Source organism: Desulfitobacterium hafniense DCB-2, assembly GCF_000021925.1.
GTDB lineage: Bacteria > Bacillota > Desulfitobacteriia > Desulfitobacteriales > Desulfitobacteriaceae > Desulfitobacterium > Desulfitobacterium hafniense.
Map to the genome: position 1 here is coordinate 3,625,736 of NC_011830.1, position 20,327 is coordinate 3,646,062.

The 20,327-nt window shown below is 47.7% G+C and carries 18 protein-coding genes and 1 riboswitch; of the genes, 4 read left to right on the forward strand and 14 right to left on the reverse strand.

Annotation, left to right across the window (positions count from 1 at the left end):
* Positions 1–194: 194 nt before the first annotated feature.
* From DHAF_RS16925 to DHAF_RS16970, 9 genes are all read right to left on the reverse strand, one after another.
* Positions 195–2,066, reverse strand: coding sequence for an L-lactate permease (locus DHAF_RS16925; RefSeq protein ID WP_015944586.1), 1,872 nt, complete (start codon positions 2,064–2,066; stop codon positions 195–197).
* Between the two features lie 755 nt (positions 2,067–2,821).
* Positions 2,822–4,129 carry a 3-phosphoshikimate 1-carboxyvinyltransferase gene (gene aroA, locus DHAF_RS16935; RefSeq protein ID WP_011460209.1) on the reverse strand — a complete coding sequence of 436 codons (1,308 nt, stop codon included), beginning with the start codon at positions 4,127–4,129 and terminating at the stop codon, positions 2,822–2,824.
* Complete coding sequence (locus DHAF_RS16940; protein ID WP_015944587.1) at positions 4,116–5,027, reverse strand: prephenate dehydrogenase; 912 nt, start codon at positions 5,025–5,027, stop codon at positions 4,116–4,118. Before DHAF_RS16940 ends, aroA begins: the two co-directional genes overlap by 14 nt.
* Positions 5,027–6,055, reverse strand: a complete 1,029-nt coding sequence (gene aroF, locus DHAF_RS16945) for a 3-deoxy-7-phosphoheptulonate synthase (protein WP_011460211.1) — start codon at positions 6,053–6,055, stop codon at positions 5,027–5,029. Before aroF ends, DHAF_RS16940 begins: the two co-directional genes overlap by 1 nt.
* An 80-nt stretch (positions 6,056–6,135) precedes the next feature.
* Entirely contained in the window at positions 6,136–6,501 is a 366-nt protein-coding gene (gene aroH, locus DHAF_RS16950; RefSeq protein WP_011460212.1) for a chorismate mutase, read from the reverse strand.
* Between the two features lie 17 nt (positions 6,502–6,518).
* Positions 6,519–6,947: a HutP family protein gene (locus DHAF_RS16955; RefSeq protein ID WP_015944588.1), complete on the reverse strand. Its 429-nt coding sequence runs from the start codon at positions 6,945–6,947 to the stop codon at positions 6,519–6,521.
* Positions 6,948–7,288: 341 nt separating this feature from the next.
* Positions 7,289–8,458, reverse strand: coding sequence for a Na+/H+ antiporter NhaA (locus DHAF_RS16960; RefSeq protein WP_005811106.1), 1,170 nt, complete (start codon positions 8,456–8,458; stop codon positions 7,289–7,291).
* A gap of 187 nt (positions 8,459–8,645) precedes the next feature.
* Positions 8,646–8,740: riboswitch (cyclic di-GMP riboswitch) on the reverse strand.
* A 98-nt stretch (positions 8,741–8,838) separates the two neighbouring features.
* Positions 8,839–9,408, reverse strand: coding sequence for a hypothetical protein (locus tag DHAF_RS16965; protein ID WP_015944589.1), 570 nt, complete (start codon positions 9,406–9,408; stop codon positions 8,839–8,841).
* A gap of 92 nt (positions 9,409–9,500) precedes the next feature.
* On the reverse strand, positions 9,501–10,760 hold the full coding sequence (locus DHAF_RS16970; RefSeq protein ID WP_011460214.1) for a BaiN/RdsA family NAD(P)/FAD-dependent oxidoreductase: 1,260 nt from the start codon (positions 10,758–10,760) through the stop codon (positions 9,501–9,503).
* 144 nt (positions 10,761–10,904) lie between these two features.
* Between DHAF_RS16970 and DHAF_RS16975 the strand changes: the two genes are divergently transcribed.
* From DHAF_RS16975 to DHAF_RS16985, 3 genes are read left to right on the forward strand one after another with little or no spacing between them, the layout of a single operon-like run.
* Entirely contained in the window at positions 10,905–11,213 is a 309-nt protein-coding gene (locus DHAF_RS16975) for a hypothetical protein (protein ID WP_011460215.1), read from the forward strand.
* A gap of 44 nt (positions 11,214–11,257) precedes the next feature.
* Positions 11,258–11,641, forward strand: a complete 384-nt coding sequence (locus DHAF_RS16980) for a double zinc ribbon domain-containing protein (RefSeq protein WP_011460216.1) — start codon at positions 11,258–11,260, stop codon at positions 11,639–11,641.
* A 2-nt stretch (positions 11,642–11,643) separates the two neighbouring features.
* Positions 11,644–12,012, forward strand: coding sequence for a DUF2085 domain-containing protein (locus DHAF_RS16985; protein ID WP_005811095.1), 369 nt, complete (start codon positions 11,644–11,646; stop codon positions 12,010–12,012).
* Positions 12,013–12,041: 29 nt separating this feature from the next.
* On the opposite strand, the gene DHAF_RS16990 is transcribed toward DHAF_RS16985, so the two are convergent.
* The 4 genes from DHAF_RS16990 to DHAF_RS17005 form a co-directional block, all read right to left on the reverse strand.
* Positions 12,042–13,085 (reverse strand): 4Fe-4S dicluster domain-containing protein, encoded by a 1,044-nt coding sequence (locus DHAF_RS16990; protein ID WP_015944590.1) that lies wholly within the window; start codon positions 13,083–13,085, stop codon positions 12,042–12,044.
* 122 nt (positions 13,086–13,207) lie between these two features.
* Entirely contained in the window at positions 13,208–13,945 is a 738-nt protein-coding gene (locus tag DHAF_RS16995; RefSeq protein ID WP_011460218.1) for a FadR/GntR family transcriptional regulator, read from the reverse strand.
* Between the two features lie 154 nt (positions 13,946–14,099).
* Positions 14,100–14,819: a FadR/GntR family transcriptional regulator gene (locus tag DHAF_RS17000; protein WP_005811089.1), complete on the reverse strand. Its 720-nt coding sequence runs from the start codon at positions 14,817–14,819 to the stop codon at positions 14,100–14,102.
* Between the two features lie 118 nt (positions 14,820–14,937).
* Positions 14,938–16,602, reverse strand: a complete 1,665-nt coding sequence (locus tag DHAF_RS17005) for an L-lactate permease (RefSeq protein WP_015944591.1) — start codon at positions 16,600–16,602, stop codon at positions 14,938–14,940.
* A gap of 421 nt (positions 16,603–17,023) precedes the next feature.
* Here DHAF_RS17005 and DHAF_RS17010 point away from each other — a divergent pair, with 421 nt between their 5' ends.
* Positions 17,024–18,268, forward strand: a complete 1,245-nt coding sequence (locus tag DHAF_RS17010; protein ID WP_011458871.1) for an IS4-like element ISDha3 family transposase — start codon at positions 17,024–17,026, stop codon at positions 18,266–18,268.
* Positions 18,269–18,551: 283 nt separating this feature from the next.
* Here the strand turns inward: DHAF_RS17010 and DHAF_RS17015 are convergent, their stop codons facing one another.
* A complete protein-coding gene (locus DHAF_RS17015; RefSeq protein WP_015944592.1) occupies positions 18,552–20,210 on the reverse strand; it encodes an L-lactate permease in 1,659 nt (552 codons plus the stop codon).
* Positions 20,211–20,327: the final 117 nt, after the last annotated feature.

Here is a 20,327-nt window from a genome sequence, read left to right on the forward strand (position 1 = left end):
TCTAAATGCTTAGCATATTCCTATAATTCGACCTAATCCCTTTATTTCCTCTTTTTTCGACCCATTTTTTATTACCACGCTATTTTGGCCAATGAATCTACGGCAAAAGACGGCTTCTGGCTGAATGCCAGAAGCCGTCTTTTGCTTGTTTTCAGTCTGTCTAACTGCGACAGTTCCCTTAAGGAGTAAATAAATCAAGTATTGATGCTTTTGGGTATGGATGTGTTCAACTTTTTAAGCCTGTTTTTGTTCGTGGCTATAACATAGATCAATACTGCATAGAACACGGCAAGAATGATTGAACCTAAGTTAAACGGTCCTTGGGCGTTCCAGTACAGAAGCGAATAACCAAAGGCACCGGGAATAAAGGCATAGTAGAGGAAGAACATAAAGGTCTTTCTGATGGTCTCCCCTTCTCTGCCCAGGAAGCCAACCACAGCAGAAGCAGCTACAACGTTGTGGATGCAAATAACGTTTCCTGCTGCACCGCCAATGGCCTGGAGAGCAACAACCCAAAGGGGCCACTGCATTGCCATGGGAGCCAGGGCAGGATTGCCGTCTACAATCAGCTGAGCAGTCTGGAACTGGAACAAGGAGAAGGTCATATTGCTGACGGTATTGGAACCGGCGACAAAAGCGCCTAAACCACCGATAATCGGTGCAAACAACGGCCACAATCCGCCTGCTAATTGGTAAGTGGCTTCAGCCAAGGCATAGGGCATCTTGAGCAGTTCGGCGGCTCCGCCACCGGAGTTGATGAACACTTGAACCATGGGCACGGTGAAAATCAAGGCCACGCTGGCACCGGCAGTGACTTTACCTGCTTGTTTCCAGGCTTTGACGTAGGAATCTGTTTTCATCCCATGAACCAGGAAGGTCAGCAGGGAAACAATAATAAAGATCGTGCCCGGTGAATAAAGAATGACCCATTTTTCAGTCAAGCCCCCGATGGCCGGATAAGTAATCGCCACATCGTTTAAAAAGGCTTTAAGCGGGGGTATGAAACGGGTAATGAGGATCAGGCCCGCTACAAAAATGTAAGGCAGCCAAGCGACCAATGTTGACATACCGCCGGGCTTTTCAACATAGTGAACCTCAATATTGCCCGTCCAGGAAGGATCCCAATCTTTCTTATCTATGAAATCCCAGGTATCTTCTTCTTTAGGGGTAAGGAACTTGTTTTTGGCGGCGAAGATAACGATAACCAACCCAATGAGGGCTCCCAGCATCGAGGTTAACTCGTAATTGACAAAACGGTTAATCAGAACGTAAGGGATGGTAAAAGCCAGGGCACTGAACAAAGCGAAGGGCCAAATAGCGATTCCTTCCGACCAGGATTTGTTCTTGCCAAAATATCTGGTTAAGAAAGCGACAACAAAGAGGGGAGTCAAAAATCCACCGACGAAGTGTAAAATAGCCACATTATGAGCAATAAGTGCGATAAATTGATCATAATACGCAATTGGGTTCAGAGTGCCAGCTGCATCCACAATATTAATGCCGAGATTAGAGGCAAATTCATTGATGCCAGGGTCCGTTCCGGCTCCCAAACCGGTCCCGACTCCCGTACGTATGGGAGTTCCTACCGCCCCAAAGGAAACCGGTGTGCTCTGAATCATCATGCCGGCGATAACCGCGGCAAAGGCCGGAAAGCCGAGTCCCAGCATCAAGGGGCAAGCCACAGCCGCAGGAGTACCGAAACCGGAAGCGCCTTCAATGAAAGAACCAAACAGCCAGGCCACGATGATGACCTGAATACGTCTGTCAGCAGAAACCCCGATAAGGCTTTGCCGAATCTGTGCCAAACCGCCCGACTCCATAATTGTATAGAGGACGAGAACGGAACCGAAGATAATATAGAGAAGGCTAAGTGCTACGACGAGACCTTTGACTGTTCCGCCAACGATCTGGATAACCGGTAATTTCCATACTAACAAGCCAACGATTACTACCGTAATATATGAAAGGGGCATCGCTTTACTTGCCGGCCATTTCAAGCCGACAAGAAAAATTGCCACAACCAAAATCGGCAATAAGGCCAAAAATCCTTGCAATAGAATGCTCATGTATTTACCTCCCGCTCGTGATTTTAAACTGCTCAATAAGATTTACTTTTTTAATACTACTAAACCAATTAAGAAAAATGACAAATAATAATTCAGTAATTTCAGGGTAGTAATATTTCCAGAAGTAAAATCTAAATGTTCATAATATCTACTGCCCTTTCACTTATGGCTGATCTTTGCTGAATTTCTCACCTCCAAAATCTGGAATAAAATAACTTTCTGACATCCGGCAAAGTCATTTCTTCTTTAGGCATCCCCCCTTTCAAAATTTCAAAAGTATTCCGCTTACTTTCAATAATCTGAATTTTGAGTTTATATTTATCTGTTATTCTACGTAATAATACGTTTCCCTTCTTCGTGAAATAAATAATTTCCAATAATTTTAATACTCACCGTCTATCATCTGCCGAGCTGACCACTAGACCAAAAATAATTTTAAAAGCATTGAACGAAGAAATTCGACATCATCGTGTCAATTCCTTCCTACTTGCGCAACTTTTTTAATAATTAATTATTTTACCTATTATCAAAATATTCGGTTTCCTAAATAAATAGTATAGAAACAAGCAAAAAAGAACCGCTTATATGCTAAGCAGTCCTTTTTGCACTGTCAGAAAGTATAACGACCTTGCATACTTTCCTCCAGCATAAGTGCAACCAACGACTTCGCCTCATTTGCCAGCATGGGTTTAAGGCTCGGCGAAGCCGGGTTTTCTTTACCTTATTGAGAATATCTCGTTCATAAGTTAAGAAGCTTACGATTCAGCTATCTCATGGATCAGTTCCAGAAAGTTAGGGAAGGAAACCTCTGCTGCTTCGATGCCTTGCAGACTTATCCCTTCCTCGGCAAGCAGGCCTGCCACCACCCAAGCCATGGCCAGGCGATGATCACCATGACTATGAGCGGCTCCCCCGCGCAAGCTTTTAGCCCCTTGAATCCGCAAGCCGTCGGGAAGCTCCTGAGCGTTGGCACCCAGAGCCTGCAGGCCCTGGACGACCGTCTGTATCCGGTCCGTCTCTTTGACCCGGAGCTCAGCAGCATCACGAATCACGGTTTCACCTTGGGCAAGGCTGGCCGCCACGGCCAGAACTGGAACTTCATCGATGAGCTTGGGGATCATTTCGCCTTGGATCTCTATGCCATGGAGCTGGGCCGGCCGTACGCGCAGATTGGCCCGGGGTTCACCGCATTCTTCCCGTTCCTCTTCTACCTGGATATCTGCCCCCATTTGCCAAAGAGCGTCCAGGATCCCTGTTCGGGTAGGATTCATCCCCACATTCTTAATCAGAAGTTCTCCTTGGGGAATGAGGGTTCCCAGGACCAGGAAAAAGGCTGCAGAGGAAATATCCCCCGGCACCGCTACCTCTTGCCCGGATAAGGCGGCTCCTCCCCTTACCTTGGCGGTGCGCCCTTCACTCTTCAGATCCACACCAAAGCCCCTCAGCATTCGTTCCGTATGATCCCGGGAAAGACAAGGTTCTGTGACCATAGTCTCCCCTTTTGCTCTTAACCCGGCCAGAAGAATGGCAGACTTGACCTGAGCGGAAGCCACAGGTGAACGGAATTGAATCCCCTGTAAGAGGCCGCCTTGAATGGTCAAGGGGGCATATTTTCCCTCCTGCCGGCCGAGGATGCGAGCCCCCATCTCCTGCAAAGGAAGGGTTACCCGGGCCATGGGCCGGGACCTGATGGAAGAATCCCCGGTTAAGGTCGCGCTGAAGGGACAGCCTGCTAAAACACCCAGCATGAGCCTCATGGTGGTTCCGGAATTCCCCACATCCAAAATATCCTGGGGCTCATGCCAATTCTCAAAGCCCCGGCCTCTGATCCAGACTTCCGCATCCCGTCGTTCCCATTCCACACCCAGTGTCTTCAGACATGCCAGCGTACTTAAGCAGTCCTGTCCCAGCAAAAAATTGGTAATATGGGTTTCACCCTGAGCCATCCCGCCGAACAAAGCAGCCCGGTGGGATATGGACTTATCTCCAGGGACCTCTATTTCACCTTGAATCCGCCCCATAGGATTAATCCGTATTCCTTTAGACTCATTATTTATTTGCATCTGATTCCCTCCGGTTCAGCATTTGACTCCTGGCCCCTTGAGCCCTCGCAAACACTTTAAGCATCTCTTCGCCATCAGCGCCCGCGATGATCTCCCGAATCTCCTTAACCTTTTCTTCCCAGATATCCAGGGAGCGGAGAATTGCCGAGGCGTTGGAAAACAATATATCCCGCCACATTTCCGGCGAACTATCCACCAGCCGGGTAATTTCCCGGAAGCTCCGACCGGCTATTTCAAGGGGTTTCCCTCTTAAATTCCCTTCTGCTGCAGTTAAGGCCAGGGCAAGGGACAGCACATGAGGCAGGTGACTGATCAAGGCCACTTCATCATCGTGATCCTCAGCTTCCCGCGAGACGATTCTTGCCCCAAGCCTCTGGACCAATTGAGAAAACTTTTCCACCATCTCCTGAGGACAAGAGGGGGGAGGAGTAATCACATAAGGATAGCCCTGGAATAAATTCGGTTTAGCCGCTTGAAATCCCTGCTGCTCTGATCCTGTCATGGGGTGGCCCCCAATAAAATAGACCGAATTCATCTGATTGGCTGCCCGGCATATGTCTATTTTTACACTTCCTACATCGGTGATAAGGCTGCCGGCAGACACACAACCGACGGCCCGGGCAAAACTTTCTGCCAGCAGGGAAACAGGCGTCGCCAGGATAACCAGATCCACATCAAGGCTCTCCGGTATCTCCTGCCAGCCCTCTTTGATCCATTCCCGAACTTTTGCTTCTTTCAGACTTTCTTCATGGCATTCTACAGCGCAGACAGACCACCCCTGCCCTGCCAGCGCACCTGCCCAGGACCCTCCAATCAGGCCGAGGCCGATGACACAAGCACGGGGCTGCCTTTGCCCTGTCCATCCTCCGGACAAAATAATTTCCCGACCTTTTTCCATCACCGGCGAGCCCCTTTCACCGGTCTGCCCAGTGCCTGAGCCAGAATCTCCAGCTCTGCCATCATCGAGGCAAAATTATCCGGAGTTAAGGACTGCTTGCCGTCGGATACGGCTTTCTCCGGTTGGGGATGCACCTCAACAATGATACCGTCCGCTCCGGCTGCTACCGCCGCTTTGGCCATGGGAGGCACCAGGTTCCAGCGACCGGTTCCGTGACTGGGATCGACAATAACCGGCAGATGGGAAAGGGATTGAAGAGCGGGAACCATGCTTAAATCCAGGGTATTCCGGGTATAGGTTTCAAAAGTACGAATTCCCCGTTCACAGAACATGACCTGGTAGTTGCCGCCATCCATAATGTACTCGGCGGCCATCATCCATTCTTCAAGAGTTGCCGAGGGTCCTCGTTTTAAGAGAATGGGTTTATTGGTTTTGGCTACTTCTTTCAGGAGGAAGAAGTTCTGCATATTGCGGGCCCCGATTTGCAGGATATCTGCGTAATGGGCTACAAGTTCCACATCCCGCACATCCACTACTTCGGTTATAACCAGCAATCCTGTCTCCTCCCTGGCCTCGGCAAGAAGCTTTAAGCCCTCCTCTTCCAAGCCCTGAAAAGCATACGGGGAAGTACGGGGTTTGAAGGCTCCCCCCCTCAAGAAGGTAGCTCCTGCTTCTTTAACAGCATGGGCAGTCTCGATAATCTGGGCCCGGCTTTCCACACTGCAGGGTCCCGCCATCACGTGAATTTCTTCGCCGCCGATCTCATAATCGCCGATCTTGATAATGGTATTCCCACTCTGAAATTCACGGCTGACAAGTTTGTACGGCGCCAGAATCGGAACCACTTTCTCTACCCAAGGCAGGGCTTCCAGATCCAGGGCTTTCAGCCGTGAGCGATCCCCTACAGCACCGATGATGATCTTCTCCACCCCTTGGGAGAGGTGAATTTTGAATCCTTCCTGGCTTAAACGCTCATTGATTTCCTGAACCTCTGCCTCACCGGCTCCACGCTTTAATACGATAATCATAATGTTCCACTCCTTAACTACCATCCTACATTTTTCCACTACTCACCGGCAAGGTGAGCAAAATCTACCATAATACAACTCTACTCAACAAGATCTCTGCGTAAATTAACGGCATCCCTTAGATAGACCGGCTGAATTTCTTCCTGGGTCAAAGCAGACTCCACATGAAGCAGCACGCGGATGCACATCGGCAATGAACCCGGAACAGGAACTTCATTCAGACAGATCATAGGGACCCGGTCCCAGCCCAGCTGGCGGGCGAAAGTTGCCGGGAATGCCGCATCAATATCCTTGGTCAGGGTGAAGATGGCACTGATAATATCCGTTGTTGCTAAAGAATTGCGCTTGATCATCTCCTGCAAAAGCTCTTGTGTCCCTTCACGAATGTGTTCAGCATTATTTTCTTGAATCGTAATGGCACCCCGTATACCACGAACTCTTGTCACATTGGTTCACCTCCCTTTTAGTCCTTGATTTCTTTCGGCGCCGCCCTATGTCCCAGGCCTACCGCCACCTCATCCAAATGCAATAAACCCACGCCGAAGAAAACCGCTACCGATAAATGTTCATCTCTTCTGGCAATGCCTATTTTTCCACCGATATTCAATCCCATGGCCTTGGGCATAATCTGGCTCAAAGCTTCCCGGGTTGCACCGGCAACGGCTCCTTCATCGCCATGGGTTTCTTGAATGACCCCTTCCCGTTTCGCGGCAACAATGGCTCTTTCCACGATTTTTTTAATAGCTGTAAGATATTCGCCCCCATAATCCACCGCCACAGTGCGAATGCCGTGGCGTCCGAAACCGTCCTTCAAGTGAACCTCCTCTTCACGGCTTTCAGCCATAGCCATCCGCATCGCCGCCATAGCAATTTTCTTACTTTCAGCAACCATTCTATTCATTCCTTTCCCTAAAGGGATTCCTTGGCTTAGATTAACCCATCCTTAATAGTACTACACTATGTGCTTTAGCACATTAGGACATTTTACCTAAAAAAGAAAACAAAAAAGACACCTACGGTGTCTAATTCACTAAATCACCGTCCTACCATCCTTCCTTTATTAAATTTAAGAGTAAAAGATAAGAGAACCACAACCGTCCTACACTATGCCCTACACCAGCTGTCGGATTAGATATTAAATTATATTATATAATGCATTAGGATCATTTTCAAGACAGGAGCCAAAAGAAAAAGCAGGCCCCTTTTTTCCAGAGGACCTGCTCCAGCCACACCTTAAGCCTGAGTGTCTTTGACTTTCTTGATTCCGAGCACTTTACCCAAGGCGAAAGCAATGACCGCCGCAACTGCACTGAACAGTGCTCCCATCTTTGCTGCTCCCTGCAGACCCGGATCAATAAAGGCTACACCCGAGACGAATAGGGCAACGGTAAGTCCCATAGCCGCTATCACGCCGGCCACCAGGAGCTCTTTATACCCCATGCCTTTGGGGAAGGGAAAGCCGATGACTGTAGCCAAAGAACCCATGAGGAATATGCCGATGGTTTTTCCGCCGACGAGAGCAATGAGAACCAGCCAGGTGAGAGTGTTGATTTCTGAGAATTCCACCCCCGCATTGGTTAATCCAAATAAAAGCAGGCCGAAGTCCACGAATATTTTCCATTCGTGCTCAAATGTTTTCAGAGTGGAGTGATCCTGGGGATCATCTTCGAATAAGCCGAATTCCTCCCGGGGAGGATGGGGCAGGAAGGGAACGATAAACACCAGGGCCAAAGCCGGGTGAATATGGGCCAGATAAAGGCCGGCCCAGCTCAGAATTCCCCCCAAGATGATATAAGGCCAGTAGCTCTGAACATTTTTGCGTCTGAGCAGATAAGCAACCAGCATACCCGCCACAGTGAGCAATAACCAGAGGGGTGCCACCGGGTTGGCGGGATCAGGGTAGAAGAAGGCAATAATCATCAGACCGATGCCATCATCGACAATAGCCAGAAGCAGCAAGAAAGAGACCGCAGCATGCTGAGCTCCAAACACTACCCTTGCCACCAGCCAGGCTAAAGCAATATCGGTGGCTGTAGGGATACCCCAGCCTCTGGCAAACTCAGGACTCCCGATCAGGGCATTTAAACCAAGAAAGACAAGGGCTGGGCCCAGAACTCCGCCAAGGGTGGCCATCAGAGGATTGATCGCCCTTTTAAGGGGATTTAAGCTTCCTCCGGGCAGCAGGCTTTGAGTAATTTCTATCGCTGCCATGGCAAAAAAGAACACCATAAAGATATCGTTGACAAAGAAATGAAGAGATATATGGCCGATAATTTCATTGTGGACAAAATGATGGTAGTTTTCCGGCGCTAAATTAGCCCAAACAAGTGCGATAAGGACACCTAGAATTAATGGAATCGAAAACTCCTGCAAAAAATTGATGGTCTTTTTCTGCGTACTCACTGGTCTTCCTCCTCAAGTTAAAAATAATGTGTAAAATGTTCCTTATATTTTCACGCCCCACAAAAGGCGACACTGCCGGCTGCCTTATACTGCTGTTCAACCCTTTATTCTTCCCAACAGGGCAAAAAAAGCATACAAAAAGAGAGTAGTCCAAAAAGGAACTACTCTCCCCTAAGAAGTTCTAACTACTTGTAGCCTGGCGATCCTAGCCGGTCTTGCGCGACGGCCTTAGACCCATAGCTTTAGCGTCCTTTGCTTTCACAAAGTTTGCTCCAACCATCAACGATAATATAATTTTCAGATACTTTAGTATAGCATAGATAAACTGCCTTAAGCAATAAAACCCGGCAAATTTCTGCATTTTTCTTGTTTTCCATACTTCAGCGCCCGACTCTCAAGGTTTGAATATTATGCTCGATCATTAGGGTCTGATTAAGCCGCGGCTCTGTCAGGGCGGAATCTTTCTTAATCACCTGGATGCGAACAATAGTGGGCACATTGGTTCCATCCAATTGAATTACTCCTGTTTGAGCAGGAATCTCCAACTCTCCCCGTGCCAACGTTCCCAGAGTTTTGCCATTTTGGATCACGCGAACCGGAGCAGCGGGGACCGCCTTGAGGGTGATCAGGGAAGTTTGGGGAATCGTTTCCTGAATCAAGTTCGGGGTGACCGTACTTGATACCGGTGTACTGTCCAAGGAGGGGGCTTCTATGTTTTGGGCCACGGAAATATAGTAACCTACAGGGTCTTTGGCTAACCCTAAGGCCATTTGAGCTAAAACCAAGAAGACAGCAGAGAGAACCACTGCCCGAATAATGACCTTCTCAAATCTAAGCAAGCCCGTGGGCGCACTATGCCGATAGTTCCTGACACGGGATGCGCTTCTTCCGGAACGAGGAATGAACCCGCTCCGCTTTTTATACTTACTAAAAAATTGCCACCGACGCATAAACTTCACCTCATCACCAGTTTATGCAACCGTGGCGGAACTAAGACATGATTCTTATCTTAGAATGTGCAGATTCTAGGTGTTACGGAGTACTAGTCATCGACTGAGGCGTATTCCCCCGCCCCCCGGCCGGCCCGGTACCCCATGGCAAAGGCTGCCTGCAGGTTATATCCTCCCGTCACTCCGTCCACATCCACTACTTCTCCGGCCCAATAAAGACCCTTAATCTTTTTGGAAGCCATGGTCTTGGGATCGATTTCTTTGACATCCACTCCTCCGGCGGTCACGATAGCTGCCGCTAAAGGCAGAGTCTCTTTGATAGTTAAAGGAAGTTCCTGCAACACATGGACCAGGTGTTTTCTTTCTTCTTTATTGATGCTATTGACCGCTTTCTCCGGGGGAATTTGGGACCATTGGATCACCAGGGGTATTAAGCTTTTGGGAAGCAGCTCATCCAGTGAGTTCTTGAATTGCTTATTCAAGTATTTCTTGAAATCTCTCTGCACTCTCTGATCCAATTGCTCCGCAGTTAAGGCCGGCTTAAGGTTAAGGGTCAAGCGAACCTTCTCCCCGCCGGCCAACGCTTCGCCTGCCCAACGGCTTAAGGTGAGAATGATGGGTCCTGAGACGCCGAAGTGAGTAAAAAGCATCTCCCCAAACTCCGTTTGCTGCTTTTTCCCGCCATACCACAACGTGGCTTCCACATTCCTTAAGGAAAGCCCTTGAACCTGCTTTACCCAATCTTCATAAGTTCTCAAGGGAACAAGAGATGGCCGTGGGGGAATCACCTTATGCCCCAGCTTTTGAGCCATCTTGTAGCCATCTCCGGCGGAGCCTGTGGCGGGGTAAGACCCCCCTCCCGTACAGACGATCACCGACTTGCCTTCAAGGACTTTCCCATTGCTTAAACGCACACCCCGGACCTTCTCTTCACCCAGGAGTATCTCTTCCACCGTCTGTCCGGTGGCCAGTTCCACCCCTGCATCCATAATATACTTGAGCAAGGCCTCAACGATTTGCTCGGCATCATCCGAGACAGGAAACACCCGCCCTCCCCGCTCAGTTTTGGTCTCAACACCATACTGAGCAAAGAAATCGCAAAGCCTTACATTATCAAATTCTCTTAAGATGCCATGGAGAAAACGTCCGTTGCCTGGATAATTCCGAATAAAATCTCCCACATTTTCTGCATTGGTCAGATTGCAGCGTCCTTTGCCGGAAATGGCAATTTTACGCCCGGGACGTTCTTTCTTTTCCAGGAGCAGCACGTCGGCCCCCTTCAGGGCGGCTTGGCCTGCAGCCATAAGTCCGGCTGCTCCTGCTCCGATTACAATAACGCGTTCTTTCTTCATTCTTAATCCTTTCTTGACTTAATCCTTTCTTGAACCCAATCCTTGAAGATCGACTGTATACATCATGGATTTGTTTAAAGTTTTTGTGCTTGCCACATTCTTATGCTATATTAAGTTTAAATTCAATTATAGGAGGGAATCAGTATGGAATTGGATCAAAAAACGACTTTATTAATACAGATATCTGCTGCTGCAGCTACGAATGCCCTGGCCAGCCTTCGCTCAGCCGTTACGGATGCTAAAGCCTTGGGAGTGCCTAATGAAACGCTGCGCCAAGCCATTGAGCTGGCTCTGGAAATTCAGCAGCAGCCACTTTCCCATACCCAGCATTTAATGAATCAACTGCTAAGAGAACCTATTAAAAAAGGGACCTCCAAACAAGACGGCTCTTCACCTGCCCCACATGTTCACGGGCCGGGTTGCAGCTGCGGTCATCATCACCATCATAATTAGCTCCGGCTGTTTTTACACTCACTGAGAGAGAGGGGAGAGAAGGAATGTTCTGTCGCGAATGTGGTATGGAAATTGGCAAAAAAGTTAAGGTCTGCCCAAACTGTGGAGTCAAGCCGCTTCATGGAACCAAACATTGCCAAGCCTGTGGTGCGAATACTAAATCAAAGCATGAACTTTGCAAGAATTGCGGAGCGCAGCTTATTACGAAAGGGGCTGCTTTGAAAGAGGAGAATGCTCCCAAAACAGCCAAGGCCGCTTCATTCTGTATGCCGGTTGTCGGTATCATCCTTTTTTTTATTTGGCATGCCAAAGAGCCTGAAAAAGCCAAATCCATTTGTAATTGGACCATAGGCGGAGTTGCCTTTGGCATGATTCTTTATGTGTTCGGTATTGTCTGGGGAGGATTTAGTGCGGCAACAGGTTATTGAGCATGAACATAAACATTGGCAAAGCCCTGCATTATTTGTTTCTATGCCACCGTCTGCCTGAACGATCCTTCTTTTTCAGGGGACGCCAATTTCCAGTCTGTGCAAGATGTACCGGAATAGCCTTCGGCTATATCCTTGGCGCACTCCTTGCTTTGAAGTATCACCCTGTACCACTGGGAACGATCATTCTCTTGCTTATTCCCTTAGGAATCGATGGGAGTGTTCAATATTTGGGGTTAGGGGAGAGCACGAATAAACGCAGACTATTGACCGGCATTGGGGCAGGAATCGCTACTGTTTTTTTACTGGCTAAAATTATTCTGATGGGTATTAATCATGGCAGGCTCTTGTATGATTATATCATGTTTTAAATACAACAAAGCAAAGACCCTATACGGGGCTAAGCATTAAAGATGCTGTCACCGGAAGAGGAAGCACAAGCGACACACATGGGGGGTTCAGAATTATCGAAGACTAGTTTGCCACAGCGGGTGCAATGCTTAGGACTGCCCTTATGAAGAAGAATCTTGCCTGTGTAGTGACGATGGGACAGCTGCTTTGGCACAAATTCCAGGGCCTTCGGGTTGCAGATAGTGACACAGCGCTGACAACGGACACATTTATACGGTTCATAGATCAGGGTTAACTCATCCCCGTTTTCCCTTTTGGTAAGGGCTGCCTGGGGACAGATGGCCGCACATACTCCGCAGCTGGTGCAAATATTTCCCACTTGCAAAGCAGGTATGGGCATCTTATCCTGGGGATAAGCTTGCATCCGCTTTACTAATAATTGGCGTGTGCGGGGGATTGGGTAGGCTTCATCCGCAGTCAACCCCGGCAAGATGGTTTCAAGCTTCTCCCAGCCTTTCTTCCTCCACCCTCTTTTTTCCGCCGGCTCCTTTTGGGGCAGAGCAGCTCTGCTTGGGGAACCGGTTCCAGGTGTTGCCGCCTCCCCCGGTTGATCAGGGCTAACTTGAATGACGATCGGGGGATGATCCGGCCAGCTCTCATGAATGGCTTTGAAGGTTTTCACGCTTAAGGCACAGGCTTTTTTATCAGGGCACTCTGCGCATTTGCCCGTATGAATCACCACGTTCTTTTCCTTGGCTGCATGGATCAGGGCCAGCCACAAATCGCCATCGATGACTCCCAGACAAGGTATCTCAAAACCCAGAGGGGCTGCCTGAGGACAATTGAGGATAATCTCCCCTTGCTCCTCAAGATAGGTATGCAGGAGATCCGTCGAACGATCCACAAAACCGTCACTGGGGCAAACTGCCATACATGCCCCACATTCGGTACATTTTTTGGCATCGATTTCACGATATTCAGAGACAGCCTGATGAGGGCAAGCCTCTATGCATAACCGGCAGGGTTTAGCGTAGGGCTTTTTAGTATTTAAACAATTCTTATGGTGATAAACCATTTGACATGTGTTGAGCATCTGCTTCACCTCTTAGTGCCACTTAATTTATTCTTTAGATTTAGTATAAACGTTTTAACTGAGAAAAGAAAGAACAGAGCCTTTTACGCTCTGTCCCAATACTTTCCTGTCCTATCTCAAGCCTAATATATAGGTGTTATTGCCTCATTTTCTTCATCAAAACCTTTTAAGATTTCTTCCTCTACACCGGTAAGATGAGTAAGCATATAGTTCCTGGCCATTTCCACATCCTTGGCCACAATCGCTTCATAAATCTTTTTGTGCTCCTGAAAAAGAAGGGCCGGAGTGTATTTGCCTTCATAAAGCTTCGAACGGCTCGCCTTAAGGCTATATTTCATAAGATCCGATATGGTGTCCATAAGCCGGATCATAATCTTATTCTTGGTCGCCCGGGTAATGGCGTAATGAAATCGATGGTCTGAAGAGCCATCGGAAGTAGGACTGTGTAAATCGTCCTGCAAGCGATCCAAGGCCGCCGATAATTCTCTTATATCCTCTGCTTCGGCACGTTCAGCCGCCATCCCTACAGCCTGGACCTCAAGAATTTTCCGAATCTCCAGCAATTCAAGCACGGTTCCCTTCTCCATGGTAAGCATCCACGCTAAAGGCGCCACTACCGATTCGGAACGCAGTCTGCGAACGAAGGTCCCCTCGCCGCTGCGCACCTCAAGCAGTCCCATCAATTCCAAGGCGCTGAGAGCTTCCCGAATCGAAGCCCGGCTCACTTTCAGGCGCTCCACCAAATCCCGTTCTGAAGGCAGCCGGTCGCCGGGTTTAAGTTCCCCGCGGGCTACCAGTTCCCGAATTTGCTCGACGATTTCTTCATAAATTTTTCGTGTCTTAATCGGTTTAAGCTCCAAATTTTACTCTCTCCTTAAGCCTAGCCCTCAATTCCCACTTAAGTTTATCATGAACAACTCTGCATTGACCAGCACTATTTTCTGTCAATTAAAACAAATTTCTCAATTCTGAACCTATTATTTAAATTAAAATAAAATCTGCCGGCTAATTTCCCTACACATTATTACTGGAGTAATAATTCATAAGCCGTCTCTCAACTCCCGCCAAATGCTCCAACATATACTGACGGGCTTGTTCATCATTTTTCATCTGAATAGCGTCCAGGATGAGGACATGTTCCTTATATAAAATTTCCGGTGTGGCATGCTCTTCATAAAGGCGCACCCGACTGGCCTTTAAGGACTGGTGCATGGTATCGGATATAGCATTCATCAGCCTGACCAGGATCTTATTTTTGCTGGCTCTGGCTACGGCATAATGAAAGCGCAGATCCGCTTCTTCTCCCAATTGACCGGTTTGCACATCGTCATGCATCGCCTTCAGCGCCCCTTCCAACTCACGCAGATCGTCGGAAGTCGCTCTCTTGGCAGCTAGAGTTACAGTTTGGCCCTCCAGCATTTTGCGAACTTCAAGCAGTTCCAGAATGGTGTCTTTCTCCATGCTCAACACCCATGTTAAAGGTGTCACAACCGAATCTAAATTGATTTTCTTAATATAGGTTCCTTCGCCGCTGCGAATCTCCAAGAGCCCCATCATTTCCAAAGCACTAAGGGCTTCGCGAACAGAGGCACGGCTGACATTGAGACGCACCGCCAAATCCCGCTCCGATGGCAGGCGATCCCCCGGTTTCAGATCCCCTTTAACCACCAACACCCGTATCTGCTCGATAATTTCCTCGTATATTTTCTTCGTTTTGATAGGTTTTAAATCCATGCTACCCTCCACTATAGAAAGAGATGGGAAGTAGTTTAACTACTTCCCATTATTGATTCATAATATTTTTAATATAACTTATTTGAAATAAGTTGTCCACTCTATATATGCTTCAATCTTAATGGAGGAAGGCAGCGGCATCAGCAATAACCGGGATCATGCCGGGTACCACATAAGCTTGCAGACAAATAATCACAATGACAGCTGCCAACATAGCCAGTGAGTGTTTCACTGTAAATTTGAAGAGCTCGGACTCACGGCCGACTAAAGTGGTGGCGGCGGCCACGGCGATGGATTGAGGTGAGATCATTTTGCCTACCACACCACCGGAACTGTTAGCTGCCACAGTGAGTACAGGATTCATGCCCAGCTGCTCTGCGGTAACTTGTTGCAGTTTACCAAAGAGAGCATTAGCCGAGGTATCGGAACCGGTAAGGAATACCCCTAACCAACCTAATACTGGAGAAAGAACAGGGAAGAAAGCACCGGTGGAAGCAAAGAATAATCCTAAAGTATAGGAAAGGCCGGAGTAGTTGGCCAGGTAGGCAAAGCCAAGTACTGCCGAAATATTGATAACGGGATACATCAATTGCTTCAGGGTATCACCGAAGACTTTGACCGCTGTAGATGGTTTGATTCCTAAAATGATGGTACTGATAATAGCAGCGATAAGAATGGCCGTACCTCCGGCGGACAGGAAATCCCATTTGAAGATGGCTTCATAGACGGTAGGTTTAGCCACGATGGGAGCTGCTTTATAGATCAGACCGTCAAGACCGGGCCAGCTGAATTTCAGAACAAGATGCAGTTTATCAAGAATGAAGGTTTTGAAAGAGGGTGTTCCCCAGATGGTCACCATGACAGTAAGAATAACGAAAGGAGACCATGCTTTGGCAATTTGACCTCCGGTGTATTTCTTCATTTCAGGTTCTTTGGTACCTCTCTCATGAGGGAAACGCCATACAGTTTTAGGCTTCCAGAATCTCAGGAAGACTGTAGTGCACACCAAGGAGAACAAAGAAGAGATGATATCGGGGAGATAGGCACCCAGATAGTTGGCAGACCACCATTGGGCTACCGCAAAGGATACACCGGTGACAAGAATAGCAGGCATAACTTCTTTAGCAGACTTCCAACCGGCCATCAAAATAACAAGGTAGAGAGGAATGATGACGGAGAGGAAAGGAAGCTGGCGGCCTACGGCTTGGGAGATAACAAAGTCGCCCATGCCGGTGACTGCACCTGCGGTGATGATGGGCGCACCGATGGCACCGAAGGCCACAGGAGCAGTATTGGCAATCAGGCAAAGTCCGGCTGCCTTGATGGGGTCAAAACCGAGACCGATGAGCAGTGCACCGGTAATAGCTACAGGAGCACCGAAACCGGCGGCACCCTCCAGAAAAGCTCCAAAACAGAAGGCGACAATAAGAGCCTGCAGACGGCGGTCATCGGAAATAGAAGCGATAGAACTTTTAATAATGTCAAACTGACCGGACACGACCGTCAAATTGTATAAGTAAACGGCGGTAATAACGATCCAGGCAATAGGCCAGAGTCCATAAAGCATACCATATGCCGTAGCAGAAAGAGCCAGAGTCACCGGCATTTTATAAACAATAATAACATCCACAATGCTTATAGCAAGGGTAATCAGTCCTGCGACATACCCTTTCATACCTTTTACGGCTAAAGCCCAAAATAAAAATACGATAGGAATTGAAACAGCAAGTGCAGTTAAGCCAAGGCTACCGCCAAGTGCTGCGTAATCCTGTGTCCATGGCATGAGTCAAATCCCCTTTCAGAATAATGTGCGTTTGTTAATTTGATTTAAATATTCTTATTTTTTATAATCTTCTGTTTAATTCCTCCTATCATAGTATGGTCAGGCCAACTAAGCCAATTTTAATGGTCGGACCAAGAATTTTACTTGATTCTGGTCTGACCTCCAGGGGTAATTGTATGTTAAATTCGCATCATTTGCAATAGAAAAGCAACTAAGAGAATAAATTCACTTACTATGTCGAATCAGTAGCGTTGCATAAAGATAGCAACGAAAAAGTCAAGGTTTAAATTTGCTCATATTTAAGCAAATTTCCTCGAAATCACCGGTTATTCCTAATTATTTCTGTAAACATCATGAAAAAATCCTTATAATAAGAGATAGGGTAGTCCTTGCCCAAATCTCAAATTATAAGGAGATAACAATGCAGGACAAGGATACTACGCAATCCACATTTATGCAAGCCTTTCAGCCGTTTTTTTCGAAAGATCTATGGGAAACTATTCACCGGGAGGTCCCTGGCCTTGACCTTCGGTCTCAAAAACTAACAACCAATCAACTCACTCTCCTCATTAGCCATGCTCAACTTCAAGAATACAGAGCTTTGCGAAAGATCAGTACAAGTGTTCACCATGACAGTTTAGGTCAAGCTATCGGACTCGAAAGCATTAGTCACAGCCAGATTTCCCGAAGGTTAAAGACCTTACCCACTCAAGTTCCGGAAATGCTTTTTAAGGGCACTTTACATAACGTAGCTCAAAAGCAAGGGTATGGGAAGATTCGGCAGCAACTCGGAAAATTGTACATGATTGATGCATCCACCATGAGCCTATGCCTTTCCCGCTACCCCTGGGCAGTCTTTAGAAAGAGCAAAGCCGGTGTCAAAATGCATCTGCGTTTAAGCTTTGATGCAATGGCTGTCCCGGATGAAGTGCTCGTTACCCCGGCCAAGACCGCCGACCGCAAGAAACTGGATGAGCTCATTGTTCAAGACCAAGAGGCTTTGAATATCTTTGATCGGGGTTATGTGGATTATAAGCTCTTTGATGATTACTGTGAAAAGGGAATACGCTTTGTGACTCGTCTCAAAAACAACGCGGTGATAGAGTTTACTGGAGTAGAACGTCCAGTCAAAGAAGATGGGCTCATCGAAGAGGACGTGGATGTCATCTTAGGAGCAGGTTCTCGAAAAATGAAGCATACCCTTCGGGAAGTGACGATAGATGATAACGTCCATGAACCCTTCACCATCCTGACGAATGATTTTAACCTAAGTGCCGAAGAACTCGGTGAGATCTATCGCTATCGCTGGCAGATTGAGTTATTTTTTAAATGGCTCAAGCAGCATGCTCAAATTAAACACTTTTACGGCACGAGTGAGACCGCAGTCATCAACCAAATCCTCCTAGCCCTGATGATGTATTGCTTATTAGTTCTGCTCAAGCTTGAGGCGGGCTATCCAAGAGATTTACTCACTTTGCAGCGACTGCTGATCGCCTGTCTGTTTGAGAGGTATGAAGAGTTTTTGGAGAAGCTGCGACGACGAAGGAGAAAGGGCTCCAAACGAATCCGTTATGAGGAGATCTATAGAATGACGGAGCATTCTATCTTGAAAGAAGAAGAGACCCAATGGCTCGATGATTTAACCTATGACCCAGTGATACTGTAAAGCATATGTGTAAAAATGTGGAATAGGACTGCCTTTTAGGTGAATGTTCCTTTTGGCAGAAGAGAGAGAAAGCAAATGGTTGTATACACCATATAAGGGATTTATGAACAATTGAAATTATGAGGGTTTTTCTATTGACATAAGCTTTTTATTTCAATGCAACGCTACTGATGTCGAATAGAATTTCAATTTGGAATCTTTAATAAGTTCTCAACAGAAAAGGAAGGGGATGGCTCCCCTTCCCTTCAGGCAATCTTGGTTTAATTATATATAACATTTTCCTTTAGGGCCCTGCCGTGATCACCGGAATCATTCCCGGAACCACATAGGCCTGCAGAGTAATCATAATACATATGACGAGCAATAGAATCAGGGAATGCTTGAGGGTAAACCGCAACAGCTCTGACTCCCTCCCCACCAGAGATGTAGCTGCAGCCGCCACCGCAATGGACTGGGGCGAAATCATCTTGCCCACAACCCCGCCGGAGCTGTTGGCCGCCACAGTCAGGACCGGATTAACCCCGATCTGCTCGGCGGTGACCTGCTGCAATTTACCAAACAAGGCGTTGGCCGAGGTATCCGAACCGGTGAGGAACACGGCCAGCCATCCCAAGACAGGAGACAGGAAGGGGAACAGGGAACCTGTCGAAGCAAAGAGCAGACCCAAGGTATAGGACAGCCCCGAATAGTTGGCTAAGTAGGCGAACCCCAGAACCGAAGCAATATTGATAATCGCAAAGGTTAATTGTTTAAGTGTCTTGACAAAGACCTTCCAGGCTCTTCCGGGGCTAACCCCGAGAATGAACATGGAGATGATGGCAGAGATTAAAATGGCTGTCCCGGCGGCAGAAAACCAATCCCATTTATAGGCTGCTGCATAGACGGTGGGCTTGGCGACAATGGGAGCCGCCTTATAGACCAGCCCATCCAATCCCGGCCAATGAGCTATATTGACGTAAAGCCCGGCATTGGTAGCCCAGGTCTTGAACCCGGGGGTTCCCCAAATTCCGACCAGGACAGTGAGTATAGCAAAGGGCGACCAGGCCTTGATAATCTGCCCTGCCGTAAATCTTTGCGCAACCACGTTATCCTCTTTACCTTCTTCATGAGGGAAGCGCCAGTTATTTTTGGGCTTCCATACACGCAGGAACAAGGTCAGGGCAATCAAGGAGAACAACGAAGAGATAATATCCGGCAAATAGGCACCCAGATGGTTAGAGGACCACCACTGGGCAACGGCGAAGGCGATCCCTGCCACAAGGGCTGCCGGAAGAACTTCCTTGGCTCCTTTCCAACCGGACATAAGCACCACCAGGTAGATAGGGATGATCACCGACAGGAAAGGAAGTTGACGTCCTATAGCCTGGGAAATGACAAAATCCCCCATGCCGGTGACTGCACCCGCTGCGATAATTGGTGCGCCGATGGCACCAAAGGCCACAGGTGCCGTGTTGGCAATTAAGCAAAGTCCTGCTGCATAGAGTGGGTTAAAGCCTAAACCGATCAGAATCGAGGCTGAGATAGCCACAGGTGCACCGAACCCGGCAGCTCCTTCTAAAAAAGCCCCAAAACAGAATGCCACCAATAAAGCTTGGATCCGCCGGTCATTGGAAATTGAGGAAATAGAGCCTTTAATGACATCGAATTGGCCGGCCTCAACGGTTAAATTATATAAGAACACTGCGGTAACCACGATCCAGGAAATCGGCCAGAGCCCATAGAGAATTCCATAAAGGCTTGCTGAAAGAGCGATGGAGATCGGCATCTTGTAGACAAGGACAACAATGACGAGGGTAATGAGCAGGGTCGACATACCCGCAATATGTCCTTTCATACGTTTAATGGCCAGCGCCCATAAGAGGAAGAAAATAGGGATGGAGACAACCAAAGCTGTCAGGGCTATACTTCCTCCCAAAGCAGAATAGTTTTGAGTCCAAGGCATGTATAAATTCCACCTTTCTTTTTTAAGATACTTGTTGAATAGCCATGTACAAAGGTTATTATTAGCAATTCTTGAGAAAATATCATACACAGCCCCAAAATAGGCAAAAAAATAAAC